Annotated in this window: 24 protein-coding genes and 1 pseudogene; 24 read left to right on the top strand and 1 reads right to left on the bottom strand. The window is 46.1% G+C overall.

Going from position 1 to position 16,224, the window contains the following annotated elements; all coding sequences use genetic code 11:
* The first annotated feature begins 288 nt into the window (after nt 1-288).
* From OVA10_RS23870 to OVA10_RS23985, 24 genes and pseudogenes are all read left to right on the top strand, one after another.
* A complete protein-coding gene (locus tag OVA10_RS23870; protein ID WP_268197057.1) occupies nt 289-1,539 on the top strand; it encodes a site-specific DNA-methyltransferase in 1,251 nt (416 codons plus the stop codon).
* A 294-nt stretch (nt 1,540-1,833) separates the two neighbouring features.
* Nucleotides 1,834-2,154: a hypothetical protein gene (locus OVA10_RS23875; protein WP_268197058.1), complete on the top strand. Its 321-nt coding sequence runs from the start codon at nt 1,834-1,836 to the stop codon at nt 2,152-2,154.
* A gap of 241 nt (nt 2,155-2,395) precedes the next feature.
* Nucleotides 2,396-2,722 carry a hypothetical protein gene (locus OVA10_RS23880; RefSeq protein ID WP_050863441.1) on the top strand — a complete coding sequence of 109 codons (327 nt, stop codon included), beginning with the start codon at nt 2,396-2,398 and terminating at the stop codon, nt 2,720-2,722.
* Nucleotides 2,703-3,044, top strand: a complete 342-nt coding sequence (locus tag OVA10_RS23885; RefSeq protein WP_268197059.1) for a hypothetical protein — start codon at nt 2,703-2,705, stop codon at nt 3,042-3,044. The genes OVA10_RS23880 and OVA10_RS23885 overlap by 20 nt, the downstream gene beginning before the upstream one ends.
* Before the next feature lie 229 nt (nt 3,045-3,273).
* Nucleotides 3,274-4,065 (top strand): hypothetical protein, encoded by a 792-nt coding sequence (locus OVA10_RS23890; RefSeq protein WP_112823542.1) that lies wholly within the window; start codon nt 3,274-3,276, stop codon nt 4,063-4,065.
* A 51-nt stretch (nt 4,066-4,116) separates the two neighbouring features.
* A complete protein-coding gene (locus tag OVA10_RS23895; protein ID WP_268197060.1) occupies nt 4,117-4,566 on the top strand; it encodes a hypothetical protein in 450 nt (149 codons plus the stop codon).
* A gap of 168 nt (nt 4,567-4,734) precedes the next feature.
* On the top strand, nt 4,735-7,119 hold the full coding sequence (locus tag OVA10_RS23900; RefSeq protein WP_268197061.1) for a phosphoadenosine phosphosulfate reductase domain-containing protein: 2,385 nt from the start codon (nt 4,735-4,737) through the stop codon (nt 7,117-7,119).
* A gap of 250 nt (nt 7,120-7,369) precedes the next feature.
* A complete protein-coding gene (locus OVA10_RS23905) occupies nt 7,370-7,609 on the top strand; it encodes a hypothetical protein (protein WP_053266403.1) in 240 nt (79 codons plus the stop codon).
* A 62-nt stretch (nt 7,610-7,671) separates the two neighbouring features.
* Complete coding sequence (locus OVA10_RS23910) at nt 7,672-7,980, top strand: hypothetical protein (protein WP_268197062.1); 309 nt, start codon at nt 7,672-7,674, stop codon at nt 7,978-7,980.
* Nucleotides 7,981-8,169 (top strand): hypothetical protein, encoded by a 189-nt coding sequence (locus OVA10_RS23915; protein ID WP_268197063.1) that lies wholly within the window; start codon nt 7,981-7,983, stop codon nt 8,167-8,169. It abuts the gene before it with no gap.
* A gap of 60 nt (nt 8,170-8,229) precedes the next feature.
* Nucleotides 8,230-8,763 (top strand): HNH endonuclease, encoded by a 534-nt coding sequence (locus OVA10_RS23920; protein WP_268197065.1) that lies wholly within the window; start codon nt 8,230-8,232, stop codon nt 8,761-8,763.
* A 111-nt stretch (nt 8,764-8,874) separates the two neighbouring features.
* Nucleotides 8,875-9,486 (top strand): DUF6012 family protein, encoded by a 612-nt coding sequence (locus OVA10_RS23925; RefSeq protein WP_239910475.1) that lies wholly within the window; start codon nt 8,875-8,877, stop codon nt 9,484-9,486.
* 228 nt (nt 9,487-9,714) lie between these two features.
* Nucleotides 9,715-9,942 (top strand): hypothetical protein, encoded by a 228-nt coding sequence (locus OVA10_RS23930; RefSeq protein WP_201484783.1) that lies wholly within the window; start codon nt 9,715-9,717, stop codon nt 9,940-9,942.
* Between the two features lie 178 nt (nt 9,943-10,120).
* Entirely contained in the window at nt 10,121-10,441 is a 321-nt protein-coding gene (locus OVA10_RS23935) for a hypothetical protein (RefSeq protein ID WP_268197066.1), read from the top strand.
* A 516-nt stretch (nt 10,442-10,957) separates the two neighbouring features.
* On the top strand, nt 10,958-11,269 hold the full coding sequence (locus tag OVA10_RS23940) for a DUF957 domain-containing protein (protein WP_001165365.1): 312 nt from the start codon (nt 10,958-10,960) through the stop codon (nt 11,267-11,269).
* Between the two features lie 4 nt (nt 11,270-11,273).
* Nucleotides 11,274-11,765: a DUF3085 domain-containing protein gene (locus tag OVA10_RS23945; RefSeq protein ID WP_001439478.1), complete on the top strand. Its 492-nt coding sequence runs from the start codon at nt 11,274-11,276 to the stop codon at nt 11,763-11,765.
* A gap of 552 nt (nt 11,766-12,317) precedes the next feature.
* Complete coding sequence (locus tag OVA10_RS23950; RefSeq protein WP_112823528.1) at nt 12,318-12,521, top strand: hypothetical protein; 204 nt, start codon at nt 12,318-12,320, stop codon at nt 12,519-12,521.
* A gap of 54 nt (nt 12,522-12,575) precedes the next feature.
* On the top strand, nt 12,576-12,800 hold the full coding sequence (locus tag OVA10_RS23955; protein WP_000551490.1) for a hypothetical protein: 225 nt from the start codon (nt 12,576-12,578) through the stop codon (nt 12,798-12,800).
* Between the two features lie 462 nt (nt 12,801-13,262).
* Nucleotides 13,263-13,574, top strand: coding sequence for a hypothetical protein (locus OVA10_RS23960; RefSeq protein ID WP_020833757.1), 312 nt, complete (start codon nt 13,263-13,265; stop codon nt 13,572-13,574).
* Between the two features lie 53 nt (nt 13,575-13,627).
* Nucleotides 13,628-13,804, top strand: a complete 177-nt coding sequence (locus OVA10_RS23965; RefSeq protein WP_000802040.1) for a hypothetical protein — start codon at nt 13,628-13,630, stop codon at nt 13,802-13,804.
* Between the two features lie 145 nt (nt 13,805-13,949).
* Nucleotides 13,950-14,231 (top strand): hypothetical protein, encoded by a 282-nt coding sequence (locus OVA10_RS23970; RefSeq protein WP_112823526.1) that lies wholly within the window; start codon nt 13,950-13,952, stop codon nt 14,229-14,231.
* Nucleotides 14,232-14,453: 222 nt separating this feature from the next.
* The gene (locus tag OVA10_RS23975; protein WP_112823525.1) at nt 14,454-15,059 is read left to right on the top strand and encodes a hypothetical protein; all 606 of its coding nucleotides are present in this window, start codon (nt 14,454-14,456) and stop codon (nt 15,057-15,059) included.
* 348 nt (nt 15,060-15,407) lie between these two features.
* A pseudogene (locus tag OVA10_RS23980) lies at nt 15,408-15,518 on the top strand (DUF5431 family protein); the annotation flags it as partial.
* Nucleotides 15,466-15,585 carry a type I toxin-antitoxin system Hok family toxin gene (locus OVA10_RS23985; protein ID WP_223152483.1) on the top strand — a complete coding sequence of 40 codons (120 nt, stop codon included), beginning with the start codon at nt 15,466-15,468 and terminating at the stop codon, nt 15,583-15,585. The pseudogene OVA10_RS23980 and the gene OVA10_RS23985, both read left to right, overlap by 53 nt.
* 417 nt (nt 15,586-16,002) lie before the next feature.
* Here the strand turns inward: OVA10_RS23985 and OVA10_RS23990 are convergent, their stop codons facing one another.
* On the bottom strand, nt 16,003-16,206 hold the full coding sequence (locus tag OVA10_RS23990; RefSeq protein ID WP_001015182.1) for a hypothetical protein: 204 nt from the start codon (nt 16,204-16,206) through the stop codon (nt 16,003-16,005).
* Nucleotides 16,207-16,224 lie beyond the last annotated feature (18 nt).

Raw genomic sequence — 16,224 nt, forward strand, 5'->3', positions numbered from 1 at the left:
CGATCAGATGGATATGCTGGAAGGTAAGTACCAAGATATCTGCGAATGGCAGGGATCGTGGGGTAGGAAGGAGAATGAGCAAAAGCTTATTGAGCTTCAGAATCTTGGAGTTAATTAAGACCGGCTTTTGAAGGCGACTCCGCTAAAGGAGTACGGCTCTATCTGCGCATGCCCAGCTGTGCTGCATGACCTGGCAAAGCCTATAAATAAACAGATCGGTTTGATTTAGTCATCACCCTTCCAACCATCAGGCCGATATTTTTACTGCATCCCCATTAAGGATGGCTGATGAGCACAATTTCTACGGATTTAATTGCACGGATCTACGCAGCCTCCGAATTGCCGTTGAGCAACGACGAGCTTTATCGCGAAGTGCAGCGTGAAACTGGCATGTCGGATGCCGAATTGCACGAACTGAAAGAGTTTGGGTCTGATAAAACCAGAACCAGCGGCGTCAAACACAAAGTACGCTGGTTTCAGCAGACTCTTCGGCAGGCCGGAGTCATCGAACGCGTTCCAGAAAAACGGGGCGTCTGGAGATACGCCTCTAAGACGAAAACAAACCTGCACGAGTCATGGGAAAAGCTCTGTGTTGTCGGTTTCTCAACTTCTCTTGGGGCATCGGTTTTTGGAAACGCCTATGCCTTCTTCAGCAATATCACAGAGCAAATTCATCTTTGCCTGACCTCGCCACCTTACCTCCTTCGAAATTCAAGAGACTACGGGCACGGCGGGGGGCGGGGCGAGCAGGCTTATATTGACTGGCTTCTGCGTATCCTCGAACCGATCGTGAAACAGCTTGTACCCGGCGCAAGTGTGGCACTGAATATCACTCAAGATAGCTTTAATAGGGGCAGGCCTTCACGTTCTCTGTATCTGGAGCGTCTGACACTGGCATTATGTGACAAGCTGGGGCTTGAGCTCATGGACAGGCTTCAGTGGGTGAATCGCAGTAAGCCCCCATCGCCAACGCACTGGGCATGTAAGCAACGGGTGCAGCTCTGCTCATCGTATGAGCCTGTGCTGTGGTTTACCAATGATGCGAGTAAGGTTCGTTCAAACAACTTACGTGTACTGCAACCGCATTCAGAGCAGCATCTAAAATTGCAGGCAGCAGGCGGTGAAAATCGCACGACCTTTTATGGTGATGGGGCGTACCAGCTTAAAAGCGGATCCTTTGGAAATAAAACAGAAGGAACGATCCCCAAGAATACTTTGTTTTACGGCAATAGCTGCGCTGATACGAGATTTTGCCATTCTATTGCCCGCGAGCTCGGTTTTCCGCTGCATGGTGCAACGTTTCCTACCAGGCTTGCAGCGTTTCTGATTGAGTTTTTGACAGAGCCGGGAGATCTTGTTGTAGATCCCTTCGCTGGCTTGCATAAAGTCCCCATCGCAGCCGAGCGACTTGGCAGACGTTGGCTGGCGACGGACAAAATCATGGAATGGCTGGCGATTTCCCGAAACCTTTTTACGGCCGCACCGGGATATAAGAGTAACCCCATTCTGGACGAGCTCGCCGAACTGTATCGGGCTTAATGCAAGTTAACGGTTTTGATAAAGTGGTTTGAAGCGACAAGCGGTTTATCCATTTTGCAGTGTTTCTACCATAAAATGACAATATTAACGGCTTAGCATACACCGCAGAGATAATCAGGTTTCCATTTATTTCCGGTTGTCTGTATTAACGATTGTATTCAATATTCATTTGTTTCTACGATATAGTCTCAACAAAACAAACTGATGGTTGTGACACAGATCGTGTTGAATTAACATCCGGTACATTAACTATATTGGTAATTTTGACGGTTTCTAAATTAAAGGTGGACAGATATGAAGTTAGATACAGAAATGGTTTCTCCTATCGAGTTGCACATTGGCGATCATGTCCAGCGGCATGATGCTTTATTTGAGGTCATGCATATTGTTGAATCCGAATGCGATATTCCCGGCGGCATCCGGGTAGCAGCATGCATTTCACGGGTTATCGGTGACGTTACGGGTAATATTCCTCGTGGTTGGCTGGAAACACCGCAGCGTATGGCTGAGCGAGGTGCTAAGTGGGCTACGAGTCTGCCTGAAGGGCTTTACTTTAACATCCAGGGTAACGCACATGCGAAAGTAAGCCGGGTTATTCGTAATGTGACTAACTGAAGCTTTTTCCTGGATTGCGGTGTAAAAGTTACTTTTCACCGCATCGTTTTCCGTCACTACTAATTCAGAGCTTCTCTGAAATAAGCAGAGTTAAAGCTAACGATTTATTCAGGCCATTTTATTCTAATAATTATCGTACACTTCAAAAATATTTAATATTTTTTCTTCTGACCTATTAGCCAGAAGTCTCGATTCGGTATCATTTACTTATGTTAATTCTTTTGAAAACGAGGTAAATGGCATGCATTCACAGGATCCTATCACGAAATTAACCCAGACGTTGCAACGCGACGATGGTTCTCAGGTTCGTATTGTAGCGCAGCGGGGATATGGTAGTGGGCTTACAGCCTCGCTTGATGTGTACGTTCTCCGTCGTGATTCCTCTGAAAGCAACTGGTCACTGTGCGGAAAAAATCCTCACCCAGAGTGGAGGAAGATGTCAGTTGATGAGTATCAGAAATTTGGACGCTCTGAAATGCTTCGCTATGCCACACCAGGTGAAATTCTCAGGGTGGCATCCGCTATTGGCCAGCCAATGAGCTTCCTCGATGGCAACCCTGCGTTTTAGCCCGAACCTGGCGACGCCTTTTAAACCGGCGTCATTCTTTTTACGAGCAACAGACGGAGAAAAAATGAATCTGAACGAACGAAGCACGAGCGCAGCAACGCCAGATTTGAGCCGACTTTATCTCATTTCCGGGCGCATTATGTTTGATGATGATGATCAGGCCTACCTGGTCGAAGCCGACTCCCCTGGTGATGCAGAGGAGGCTTTCCGGCATCATATTGCTGACAGTGCCGACGACTTAGAAAAGGTGATTATAGTTTCCTCTACAAGTTTCGCTTCAGCTCACAGCAGTCGCGTAATTTGTCGGCCTGCCGTGAAGTAATTTCAACTTCCAATGATATTTCCCTCTTTATAAAAGCCGCCGTCTGGCGGTTTTTATTTGCAAAAATGAATATTAATCCTGAATAATATTAATTTAAGATGAGGTAGTGTTCATATTCTTCTTCTTAATATTTTTTCTAAAAAAACGCCTTCAGGTTATTAGTTGGTATTAGTGTATTTGTTATGATCTTCTCATCAAATACATTAATTAAATAATCAAGGAGTCAACTGTGGCAGATAATTATACTCAGGCGTCGTTTATTATTCCCTGCACTCAGGAGCAGGCAAAAATGGCACAAGAAGCAATCACATTCGTTACCGAAGCAGAAATTGCAGAAGGTGAGCGTTTGCTTGATAAGCCACTGGCAGATTGTTCTCTGACTGAGAAGCTGATCCTCAGTATTATCGAGAGCCACCCTGAGTATGACCCTTCTGAGCCGAGCTTTGGGCAACCATCCTGCCCAGACTGCAATTATGAACTGTTGTTCGCAACAGAAGTTACCAGCAGTGGGCTGGCAGTTTTTCATGGAGAGACCATTGATCTTGACCATGCAATTTGCCTCACAACTGCCGTGCTGTCGGTATTCGACCTCCCGGAAATGGTAACAATTACTGCTGCATTTACATGCAGTAAAAGCCGGACAGATGAATTTGGGGGTATGACTATTCTGGTCACAAAGGATACCCACTATTACCAGGATGGCTGTCAGTTTTCTCGTCTCATGAATGAGGCTCACAAAGCCGGTATCCAGTATGCTCTGTGTAAAGTTACGCATTACCACGGTGAGAGCAGCTATGTGGCAAGCTATGTCCTGAGCTGCGACGTAGCGGATTCAGCCCAGGAGGTCGTTTACAGACGACTTAAGTCATGTGCCGGAAAAGAGCCAGAAGACGGAATCTATATTCTGAGTGAAGAAGACAACACCAGTCTTTCGGTCGATCTCGTTACAGAACTGTCTCCGCTCGATTACGACAAGCTGAGCAAGCTTCTCCCTTCCCTTGACACCCTTTGCGGCGCTTAAGCCTGCCTGTTAACCGTAGCCACCGGTTTCCCCGGTGGCCTGGAGCCTGCCATGACCAATAAATTCATAGTTTCTACCGTTGATTGTATCAATGAATTTGCAAGTGACGTTCCGCAAAGTGTTTCCTTACGGATAGATACAATGCTTGAACAGCGTATCCGCAAATTGGCGGCATACGTGAAAGAAAACGATCTTCATTTAACTGAGTTTTACTTCTATGACGCTAACTGGTCATTTTGTGGTGAAGATGAAATTCAAGAAATAACAGACATGGATGTATATAAGCATAGCGACAGTATAAAGCAGGAAGCGATGCTGCGGGAAGTAATGCTATCAGCACGTACGGAATGCCCGGTTATTAGGGTGATGAAAGATTCATTTCAGCTTTCAGCTCTACCACGCCATTGTAGTGATGACATGACTCTTAACACTCCTTCTATTGCGCTGTCTGAGTTGAAAACAAATAGTACCGCATTTATTACGCCGCCAACCTATAACTAATAGCTGTGCCGGGTGATTAAATTACAATGGATTGTTTTTATATATTTTGGCATTAAATTCGCGTAATTTTAATCTAATATAATTTCGCTAAATGGTTGCACTGTAGTTATTTTAAAGTTCTAATAATAATATCAGTGATGCAGCATATGCCGTGGTTCAGGAAAATATATGTTTATTGAAAAAAGTGACTCATTCCTTGAATTACCCTCAGAAGTTATTTTTCCTGAGGCTGCTAATGCTGCCATTTTGAAACATGATAAATGGGCGGATGTTTGGGAGACCCTGACAACCGATGCCGATCTGAACTATACCGACGAAAAGGAGACTGTGAGTCTTGCTTCTCTGGTCATGTCTGCCACATCTGCTATTTATCAGGCTATTACGGACGGCTGGACGATGTGCGTGGGATACAGTGGCGGCAAAGACTCCCATTCTCTCCTGCACCTGTTTCTGATGGCATTGATCAGGGCAGTACGTAACGGCACAAATATCAGCGAACATCATTTCATTCAGATGTCCGATACGCTGATCGAAAACCCTGAGATGCACTATCAGGCTTCACAGGTTCTCAACCAGCTCAGAATGTTCATTGCTGAACACCAGCTACCGGTCACAGTTCTTGTCGCCCGACCGTCTCTTACGCAGAGCTGGGTCGGCCGCATTCTGACTGGACGCGGACTTCCGACCTGGACTAATTCTTCTACCCGACAGTGCTCTACCGACTATAAAATCGCGCCCCTGCGCCAGGCCAAAGCTCGTTATCTTAAAAACGCCCCGGCATCCGTGCGAAGCAGGGTATGCCTGATGCTGGGATCCAGGGATGATGAAAGTGCCCGAAGGGCAGGAAATATCCTCAAAATGGGAGGGCAGGCAAGGAAAGTAACCCTGACTGAGCACGGTGGTGAACTCTATCCGGTTAAGGAGTGGCGTACTCAGGACATCTGGGCTTTTCTGATGGCCTGTGGTTCAGAATCCCGCTTCCCTTTACCAAGCTTTATGCCGGATAACTTCAGCCTGGCAACGCTTTATAAAGACGCCACCGGAGAGTGTATCTGGTCGCCGGAGAAACCCACCCGATCCTCAGCTTGTGGGGCTCGATATGGTTGCTCGCTTTGCACAGCCGTAGGGGTTGACCATTCAATGGAAACGCTCCTTCGAACTGACCCGGAGAAATACGGTTATCAGGCAGGCCTGAGTCGTCTTCAGCGATTTCTTTCTAAGATCCAGTACGACTGGAGCCTGCGGGATTATATTGGTCGTAAAGTGTTCGAAGGCGGGTATGTGCGTCTTCAACCCAATATCTTTTCTTCGTCCCTGACTGAACGTCTCTTTCATGTCTGTTGCAGTCTTGATTATGTTGAAGCCAGACGTGCGGCTGAGCATCGCAGAAAGTTACTTTCCGGCGTGGTGGACGATACGGCTCATAACCGTCGTATGGCTGAGCCACAATTTCGGCTTGTACAGGAAGCAAACGTTATCCACGTTGATTTCCTCTGGTCGTTGCATTGTTTCAACCCTCGCCCGTTTCGGGCAATTGAGATCTATCGCAGGGTCTGGGAAGAGGCCGACCTGGACCTTCTTGAGGATGAGCCTGACATGCAGCCTGTGCCCCGTACACCAATGCCAGCACCACTCTGGATGAAACTGCCCGGAGGCCGGTTCGGTACAGCTTATGATGGACTGACTGATACGTTGCCGCTGATGACCTATTTTGACGGGCAGGCTGACACCAGGGCTTCACGTAGCCTAAAGACCGGAGAGAGCAATTCTGTCGTCGTGGCATTCGAGGAAGAGGATGAGCTGACTGTTGAAGAAGATACGGCATCCTGGATTATCTGGCATGAATACGACGGGTTACGCCAGCGCATCGCTGACGGTGAGTTCACTCCAACGACTGCTGCTCAGTATCTTCTTCGTTATGGAGCGGTCCGAATCTCAAAAGGGAAGGGCGCTGTCTATCATCGCCTCGCACAACGGGGACAAACCTTTTCCCGCCTGGGGATAGGCGACAGAGTGTCGCTTCCAGAGTTGGTTGCCAGTCGGCGTTTTAAAATACTCAGCGATTCTGCATACCGTCAGCTTGTAGCCCGAAAATTGCGTGGACAGATAAAAAAGGTCAGATTCTGGGTATGCGTAGCTGCCTGTGTTCAGTTGCACGTACACAACAAGACGGCACTCGGAGAAAGAATTTCAACGTTACTCGAAGGTGAGTGGGAACAGCAACAAGGTGCGATCCAGGCGAAGCTGAAGGCGGGAATGATGGATGCAGTTCTAACTCTGTGTAACCAGCGACTCCGGGTTAAAGAAAATACTAACCAGCCCGAGGAGTTCCGCTATTACCGTGCCGTAAGAGCTCGTTTCATGCGTCATTTATCTGAATGCCTTAAGCCAGAAAATGGCGGCGTTATCCGTGACGTAATCTGGGAACTGAGGGTGCTGAGCAGTGCTCACAGTACGACCAAAACAGGTTTTTACTATGTCGATAGCAATCGCCCGGCAGCGAAAGGACTGTTAACCCGCCTGCTGATGAGGATGGTCAGGCAGGTCGTATAAGCGTCTGAAATGCGAAACACACGAAAATGGAGGGGTTATACCAAAAATACTTGGCATTGAATGTGATGTAATGTGGACATCACGTCCAAGCGTTGCTGCATCCAGAAAAGTAACTTTAATCCTGTTGATACAGCCCTTGCATTACCTGTTTACGCATAGCCTGGAAACGTTCTAATTAAACCAGACAAATATAAATTTAAATTAATTAACTCCCCCCCCGGAATCGGGGAACTAAACAAAAGGATCATCAATGCAAAATCAAAATACACCCGCTCAGGAAAAACACACCGTATACCTTTTTAATGCTGAACATGCTGACAAGACAGCCGCCGAGCAAGCCGGGAAACTCTTCACGCTGGACATTGAACACCCAATGACCCTCAACGATCTCTCGCTGCTGTGTGAGTCGGTCGCGGATGCTGTGGGAGCTCCTGGCGGAATTAAATATGCAATCACAACAGAGCCGAATGGGGTTCAGGAGGAATACTGAATCAATGTGGTGTGAGTCCATTTTAATTTGAGGTTTGATGAGTTTTATCGAGAGGCTGAAGTATGACTTTGAAAATGGGAAATTCCGGGACTTCCAAGCCTGAGGGGCCATTTGTATTAATCACTTTTGAGGGGGACGAATTTCTTTTTGATGACAGACATAATGTCGTCAAGATAAATGGCAGGCCAAAAAAAATGGATGTAAAGCGACATTATTTTGAGTCCGATCTGGGAGAAGGGAAAGCGAAATACTGGACTTTAAATATCGAAGAGGCTCATCGGTTCAATTCGATTGATGAAGCGACAGAACAGCTTTGTAAACTGAATCGCCCTCATCTGATCAAAATTCGCAAAGTTGAGGGGGGTATCTGAATGACCAAAGAGATGTTTTTACGGATTTTAAATGAGGCACAGGCTCGTGTGGATAACGATTCGCTTCCGCTTGATGTTCGTATCCGGTCACGCACCACGGTAAATGATTGCGTCATCCGGGCAGATAAAGAGGGGTGGCCTATTGAGTATAAACAGAAGGTCTGGGTAGATGCAGTCAGTGGCGGTTAACTTCAGCGGTTACTTAAGCCAGTTCCTGTGACCGTGAGATTAGTAAAGGCGGAAAATGATATGGTCAAGGTGATAAATATTAACGGGAATTTAGTTGAATTACCTGAGCCCTCAGCAAAGTTATCCAAAGCTGAATCACCTGATGGTAGGTTCTCAAAACCTAAAAATAAGATCTCTAAAATACAGCGAGCTGAGCTGCGAATGAAATTTGGGGGGCGTTGTGCCTATTGTGGTTGCAAGCTTCCTGAAAAAGGGTGGCATGCCGATCATGTTGAGCCTGTTCGACGCGACTTTGAACTGGTGAGAGCCCCGGTCGGCAGCGGCGTAACTCATGTTTCCCGAAGTACGGGTAAGGTTATGCACCCTGAACTGCATGCTATAGAAAACTTATTTCCGTCATGCGCTCCCTGCAACCTTTTTAAAGGAGCTTTTAGTGTTGAAGGAATGAGAAACGAAATTACCAAACAGGTTGAACGGGCTCGCGCATATAGCGTGAATTTCCGTACCGCAGAACGTTTTGGTTTGCTTCATATTGTAGAAAAACCGGTAGTCTTCTGGTTTGAGCAGTATGATGACCAGAAACAAAACGAATAATTTCTCAGAGACATAAAACAAGTTAATCAGCAGTGGTTAACCAATTAAAAAAGTCTATTAACTATTTTGATGCTGCTGAGGATCTGCCAGTTATATCCCTAAAAGGAGAAAATGATGTATCTGCATCTTGTGCCCCGTATTCTTCACCATATGAAAAACAAGTGTACTCTCGTGTCTGTGTCTGTCCCTGAATTGTCACTTGAGCTTAAAGCTGATTCGCTGGTGGCAATGAAACCCTATCCCAACAAGTCCTACCACGTTGTCATGTTGAAGGGGCGACGTGCATTAAATGGCTTTCTGGTAAAAAGCCCACGGACTTTAAATGAGTTCACAATGATAACAATCTGGGAAATAGAAGGCTTTGGAAAAATTAGTCATACCGTAAAAACGCTCGTTCAGGACAAAGACTATGACATGGTCTCCCATGATGTCCTTTTGGCACATGCATACCATCAAAGGGAGGAAGAATTGGGATACCGTGTACATCCATCCTATGACAGTTTAGCTCCCGTCGATTTTGAGCCAACAATGCAATCCCGGTACATAAAGGAATCCGACCTATCTCACGACGTATGGGAAACATATTCATGGGGGGAATTTCTGCGTTCTCGTGAAGAGACATTTCTGGCGATGACCATTTCTTCTTCTCGTTTAAACCACCCTGCATTTATCAGAGGAAACCGGCTTCCTCAAACTGACCAGGCCATCATTATTAGTTCCTAACTCTGCATGGAATAAAAGTCAGACGACGGGGAAGATTTCTAGCATCAAATTAAATAAATGCCCGGTAAGCCGGGCTTTGTTTATTCAGTAATCAGCTTCTAAAATATAGTGGCTTACCGAAATCCACTCCTCCAGCTTGTTAGCTAAAATGCTTACTTATGTATAATAAACTACGTCTGGTTATATATATTTTTTGACTCATTGAACACAACGTCTTAAGGATGCATAATGTATAAGTTTACTCCCGTCCAAATTATCGCTGATTATATACTGAGGTTTCTTAAAAGTAATGCGGATGCCAAGCTTTACGAGGCAATGCAGCGGCTTGAAACAAAAATCGGTCAGTTTATCTCTGATGGTGTTGATGAACATCAACTACGCTCTTCATTAAGCAAAGCCAGTCGATCTCGTTCCAGGGCGACTCTTATACAGGAGTGTGAGAAACTTATTTCCTAAAAAGAGCATCATCCGGGAAAGTTACTTTAACGATAAATGGCTCCCTCTTATCGGTTTAAGTTGACGGCCATCCCTACTATAGCCATTATAAAGCTTGACTAGCATTCGAGTGTGGCGCAACTGATTTTCATAGGGTCCTTATCCATTCTCCAGTTCTCTAACTATATAGGTTCTATTCATGCCCAATAGCTTCGATAAGCCGCAAACGCGCCCAGCACAGAACTCTGATGCCGAACCCTTTTTTCCGAAAAACCTTGGTTCGTTTATAGAGCAGGTGTCCGGAAGAGATCTGGCAATGCTCACAGAATCCGAAAAAGAACAGCTTGCGCACCTAATCAAAATTGGGCGGAGATATGGAGTTTCTGTAGCTATCGTTCCCGATACAGACTCTGCTGAGCTTCATGAATTACTGTCTAATGCCGATTCCATTGAAAGGCAGTTTTCCATCTATGAACGCATCCAGACGAAGATTGCGTTCACGCGGTGTCAGGAAGCATAAACAAAGTGAGAAATACAACTACGTGGTATGACGTAGAACATATTGAAATCACCACAGGCGAGCGAGGCGGCAGGATATGGGTGCTGAAGCTCTCCTGTGGCCATACAGTATTTCGCCGAATACCTCCTATTCGTCTTCATAACCTCACAGCTTTTTCTCTGCGGGAGCCCCCAGAAAAATGTCGGTGCTCTCTTTGCAATTCGAGTCCATAATAAAGCCTTTTTAAAGGCCACAAACTACATATCACTGGATAAATCATCCTCTACAGCGTTCAATCATAAACGCTAACTTTATATTTTATTCATTCTATTTTAAAGGCGATATAAAAGACGGGATCCGATTTAGTCTGTTTGATGCTTGAATCATCTTCAGTGCCCATTATCTTTTACCCAGCGACTGTAACATTAACCTGGGCAGAAAAGTTGTTTTCAAACTAAGTACGAAATTTTTCTGCTCAGGTTATTAGCCGGGTAAGCCACTTTGTTATATTTGTTTCACATTAACAGAGGAGGCGATATGCAAATTGAAAAGGTGATGGAATTACTCGAAGTTCTTTCAAGCTGGCTTGAAGATAACATCAATATGGATTCTGAAATTATCTTTGATAATGACGAAGATAATACCAACTCAGAAATTCTGTATCCTGCTGTAGAAAAGGCTAATGCCGTTTTGCGCAAAATGGCATCGTTATCTTCAGATTCTGTTCATGCAATTCGACAGCGCTTGCAGCTTGCCGTAGAAGGCAAAGCTGAATTGTCCCTCAAGGATGTGAGAGAGCTTCTGCTGGCAACAAAGTATCTGATGTTGTCCACTGAAGAGGGAGAGTAAGCCTGTGACCACTCTCGTATTTCAAATGGCGGATATCAATAAACTGATCGAAGAAATTCGCACCGCAAAAACGTTTTCGGTCACCGCAGATCAGATCTATGACCCGGCATGCTATCCGGGGGGAGCCCTCCTTAACGCTGAGGGACAGACTGAAGAAGAGGCGCGTAAAGCTGGTAGGGTTTTCTTTCCCTCATCCTCAAAAATTGCCAGCACACATCTGGTGCCAAAAGTGCTTCTCGCGCACAGTCATGGTGTATACCTGATCACTAATGCTGAGCTTGAGGGCTCTCCCGCATCCCGCGATACTGTGGCTTACGCCCGGGGGATGAATCCAAAACTGGATGAGGACTGGGATTACGCTTGTGATGCCGCTTTGGGCGGGTCTGATTGTAGCTATACCATTCCCGTTGAGTGGCTGGAGTTAGCGGTAGAGCAGGGTTTTCAGGAGTTTCGACTTCGAATGAGTGAAACCAAGATCAAACTTGTCACCAAATAGTATGTCCTTGCTGTTTCCATTCAAACATTGTCCGCCAGTCGAGCTGCTGGCGGATTGTTTTATATAAGGTCGGGAAGGTATGTCAGGTTTAAGCAGTTCCGCCCAGAAGCTTACAAGGGCGCAGATTTACGTGTTACGACGGATGGCATCCGGCACGATCTATGATATCTCTGGCAATTTCAGACGGGCCAGAGAACGGCGTACGTTTATGGGGAATCCTGATGATGTGACGTGCAGGAGCTCTCCGGTCCTGTTCCGGCTGGGCCTCGTGGAGTTATGCCAGCCAGCAAGGCATCTGGAGCCAGGTTTATACTATCGGCTCAAGTTGAGCTCTTCAGGGCATGAAGCTCTTAAGGCGAACGCACACCTCTAACATTTGAGATAGTTCGTTCGCAGCTAGGAAAGTAACTTTCACCTCAAGTGTGACCCTTACTATCTCATTTATGACTAAAACCCCCCTCTGATATGTCGAAAATGCTCATTTATACGAAAATACTTTCTCTTCAGGTGTGATGTAATTACTGAGAATTCTCCCTGAATGGAAGGCAACCGATGAAAATGTTTTTTACCCCTTATGTTCGTATCGTTTTCTATTTTTGCGCATTGATTTTTATTGTTTACAGTTTCAGTGATTTTTTCCAGGGCGTCCCTGACAGCACCTTCTTCAGTGCGGTCATCACGCTACTCGTTATCGGAACCATTGTTGCCCGGCAACTGGATCGCAAAAAATCTCTCAAAAATAGTACAAAGATTTAAGTTTTCCCTCAGGCCACTCTCGGGTGGCTTTCAAAATTTAATAAGGACCTGCTCATGCATAACCACGAAATTCAGACCATTGCTATTTTTAGTGCTCAGTATAAAAACATCGAAGATGCTGAAAATGCAGGTGCTTTATATTCTGTAGATATTGAATATCCGATGACACTAAATGATTTATCGCGGCTTTGCGATTCTATTGCCGAAGCAGTAGGTGTGCCTGGCGGCGTAAAATACCAGTTCGTGTCCCAGCCGGAAGCGCATGAAACTAGCTTCTGATAACCAGTAACCAAACTGCCTAAAAGCAGGTGCAAAACCATGAAACAAAAAAAGTCTTCTATGTCACGTATTGTGCAGCTGTACGACGGGAGCCGATACGTAAACTGCGAGCAGGCTGATAACGAAGGGGGGGCTCTATACGGTATTGATGAATAAGCCTTCGCAGATCGATGACATCCGTAAAATAGTTGACACAACCGCCGAAGTACTTGGCAAAGCTTTGCCAGTACTCCTCTTTTAAAGCTTACATCCGTGAAGGATATTAACGGTCTTACTACTTTCAGTTTTACATTCCAGTGCCGTCCATTTTAATTTATCGATTTTAGCGGTCGGCACCATTTCATCGTTTCTTTTCCGACTGTAATTCCTTATATATAGGAATATTTCAAAGAATTTATCTCAGGTTATTTGTCGCGTGCTGCCAGTTGTTATAATGATTCCACATAATCTGGAGAGTTAATCATGATCACATCACTAATGAATTTCCGCGATTTAACCGGAGAGGCAGTCATCCAGGCGCGGCAATGCGTTATTAATGCTGAGATCGAAGCGGCCCGGGAAAAGGTAATTCATGCTCGTTCGTTATTCAAAGCGGGTATACATAATGTTGTAAACGGTAGTTCTGGCATTAAGGCTGCGGCAGCACATTTTCTGGTGATAAAACGTTTACAGACTGACACTCGGTATCTGGACGCGGTTATCACTGATAACCTTTGCATGTTTTCTCCTGAGGGTTATCTGTACCTGTTTATGCAACAACGTTATTTCCGATAAAACAATGTGTTAGGGAAGTATCTTGCGATTAAAAACATTAAAAAGGTGACTTGATGAAACCATTTGGACTTGCCGGAAAACCCCGGCCCGAGCCTTGCGGCTGCTGCTGGTATACCCGTGAGGACTGCCCTTACGTCAGCGCAAAACAGATCTATCGCCGCAGGCAGCGCAAGGCAGAACGCCAGCGTCAGCGCAGCACCATTGTGATGGCCGTTTCTGAATTTCGCTGACTTCTTCTGGAAATATCATTTTTTCTCCAGAAGAATTTTAAAATAAAGGGAACTCTTTTTGCGGGTATCTGATATTTATTGTTTATGGTAAATTGCGCCACATAAATTGATTGTGGCGCAGTTCGTAATGGCTAAAGGATATAATATGAAAATCAGCCAGCTGGAATCCGGAATGCAGGTATGGTCCGTGACCCGTTCCAAAATGGGAAATACCGCCATTACAACGGTCATTGTGCACCCCGTTGTCATTTTAGAAATTCACGATAATCACGTTATTGCTCGGTGGAACGGCAATGCACCACGTCGTTTTGGAGAAAAGGCTATCAGGGGCTGGAGCAAGGAGAAGCCTCTGCTTGTCCGTGAACCTTTCGGAAATGCCCGCCTGGCCACCCGGGCTGAAAAAGCCGCTATGCAGGATAAACAGTAACCCCCCTTTTAGCATCCAGCGCCCACAATTTCACCGTCTATTTGCTTTTAGCCTTTCCTGTCATTAAGGGATTCCTTTCTGACTGGCCGGATCCCACGCATAACCTGAACTGTTGGCTAAGCGTCTTACAGCCAAATTCCCTCCTTTATCTGGCAGGAGTGCGTCCGTGAGCTCTGTATGATCTACGTGTTTGTTCAGTAGAGCACATAACAGGAGTGGGGTATGACTGAATTAAATAAAAGCCCGTCCGGTTTTTCCGGAGCTGATGTCAGTAAAGAACAGGCTGCTATAAGGGCACTTGTAGAAAGAGTAGTGATCAACTATCGCAGCCGGACAGCACCTGATCGGGTTCAAAAGGCTTCGGTAGCGTTTAATGGGGGATTAATCCTGACCCTGATGCTGGCCTTAACACTATTGGGCTATCTTATGGTGGAGTTACTCAGGGGATATGTAGCGGATAGCTCACCCTATGTGCCTGGTCTGAGTAATATGCAATTTGGGGGGCTGATGGTCGTTGAGCTGTTTCTATGTTTTTTTGGATGGTTTTTGGTTGTCACAGGGGACTATCCCCGACCGTGGATCTTTCAGGTAGTCCCGATGAAACAGTACTGGTTCTTCGACGAAGTGGATGACGACGACCTTGCCCGGCTTTCCTGTAACCCTTACGTCAAGCGCTGGCTACTTGATGAAATGTCCGGTATTCATCGACTGACCTACACGAGGCTGCATGATCGACTGGAGCGCATCTGTAATATTCCATCCCATCTCGAATACAGCCGTATTCAGGCACATAAGCTTTCCCTAATCAACGGAACCAGTGCCCCTTGAACCGACCCTTGCATCCGGAAACGGAACCGGCGGGAACTGCACTGTATTTACCGGTAACGCGGATGATCTACACTGCTGCCCGTTTCCACTTTCTTAAGTACAAAAAGACTGTCGCCGACATCCGGAAGTGACTCATGTCAAATAAATGATAAATCAGTAATTTATGCAGGTTGGGTGTTTGGCTGATCAGGACGGGGTGATATAATAACGCTGGTGCTGGAGGCTTTTGCCCCAGCCAGCGGTAACACTGTTTGACTGTGGTAAAAGCAGAAAGCCCCGAGTAATTTTTCAATTAACCCGAGGCCCCTGTATGCTAGACACATTCAGAGTAGCCTCTTGCCTGCTTAAATGCAAGGAGAAGAAGGCCATGAAAATGCCGAACCAACCCATTGTTTTGTGCATATTAATAGTTTGTTTAACGCTGTTGATATTCACCTGGCTCACACGAAACTCGCTTTGCGAGTTGCGGATGAAAGACGGAACAAGGGAGGTATCTGCTATCCTGGCCTACGAATCCGGTAAGTAGCTGACAAAGAGGGGGGCAACCCCCTCTTTTCAGGGTGTGGCTTAGTATGCCATCGGCACCTTTTGAAAGGGTTCCTCTAAAGCGGAGGAACCCTTTTTTCTTTTAGTGAAAAGATTGGGTTTAGTTACGTTAAGCAGGGAAAGCGTTCATATCAGCGGGCCACCAGCCATCTGTCATTCCCATCATCAAATTGCAGTTCATTGTGCCCACAAACACTCAGCTGGGCACCGTTCCGCTTCATGCAGGTCCGGTGCATCTTCATTATCAGACGCTAAGCTGATTGGGGTGCATCGTGGAGCAGTGATGCCAGAGGGAGAAATTGCAACCGTGAAATCAAAACTTATCATTCGGCTACCGGGTTGTGGTACTCACCTGGCAGAGCATGTATTTATATCCGGGCTTGGCTGATGCAGGCCTTCATACCTTCTGCTTCTCAAGGACACGGCGAAGTTTTTTTACCTGGGACGCAGTGGAAAGTGTGCCGGTTCTGGGATGGCATGCGCTTGCCTTTTCATCAGGTTTAAGCTCATAGGCTAATGCCAGATCGTTCAGAGCCGCCTCAGCTTTCAGCAGGGCCTCAATGGCCGTGTTCAGGTATACAGTTCGGCTCTCATGGTTCATCAGTATTGTCCTCACAAG

The organism is Lelliottia sp. SL45 (genome assembly GCF_026672535.1).
Lineage (GTDB): Bacteria > Pseudomonadota > Gammaproteobacteria > Enterobacterales > Enterobacteriaceae > Enterobacter > Enterobacter nimipressuralis.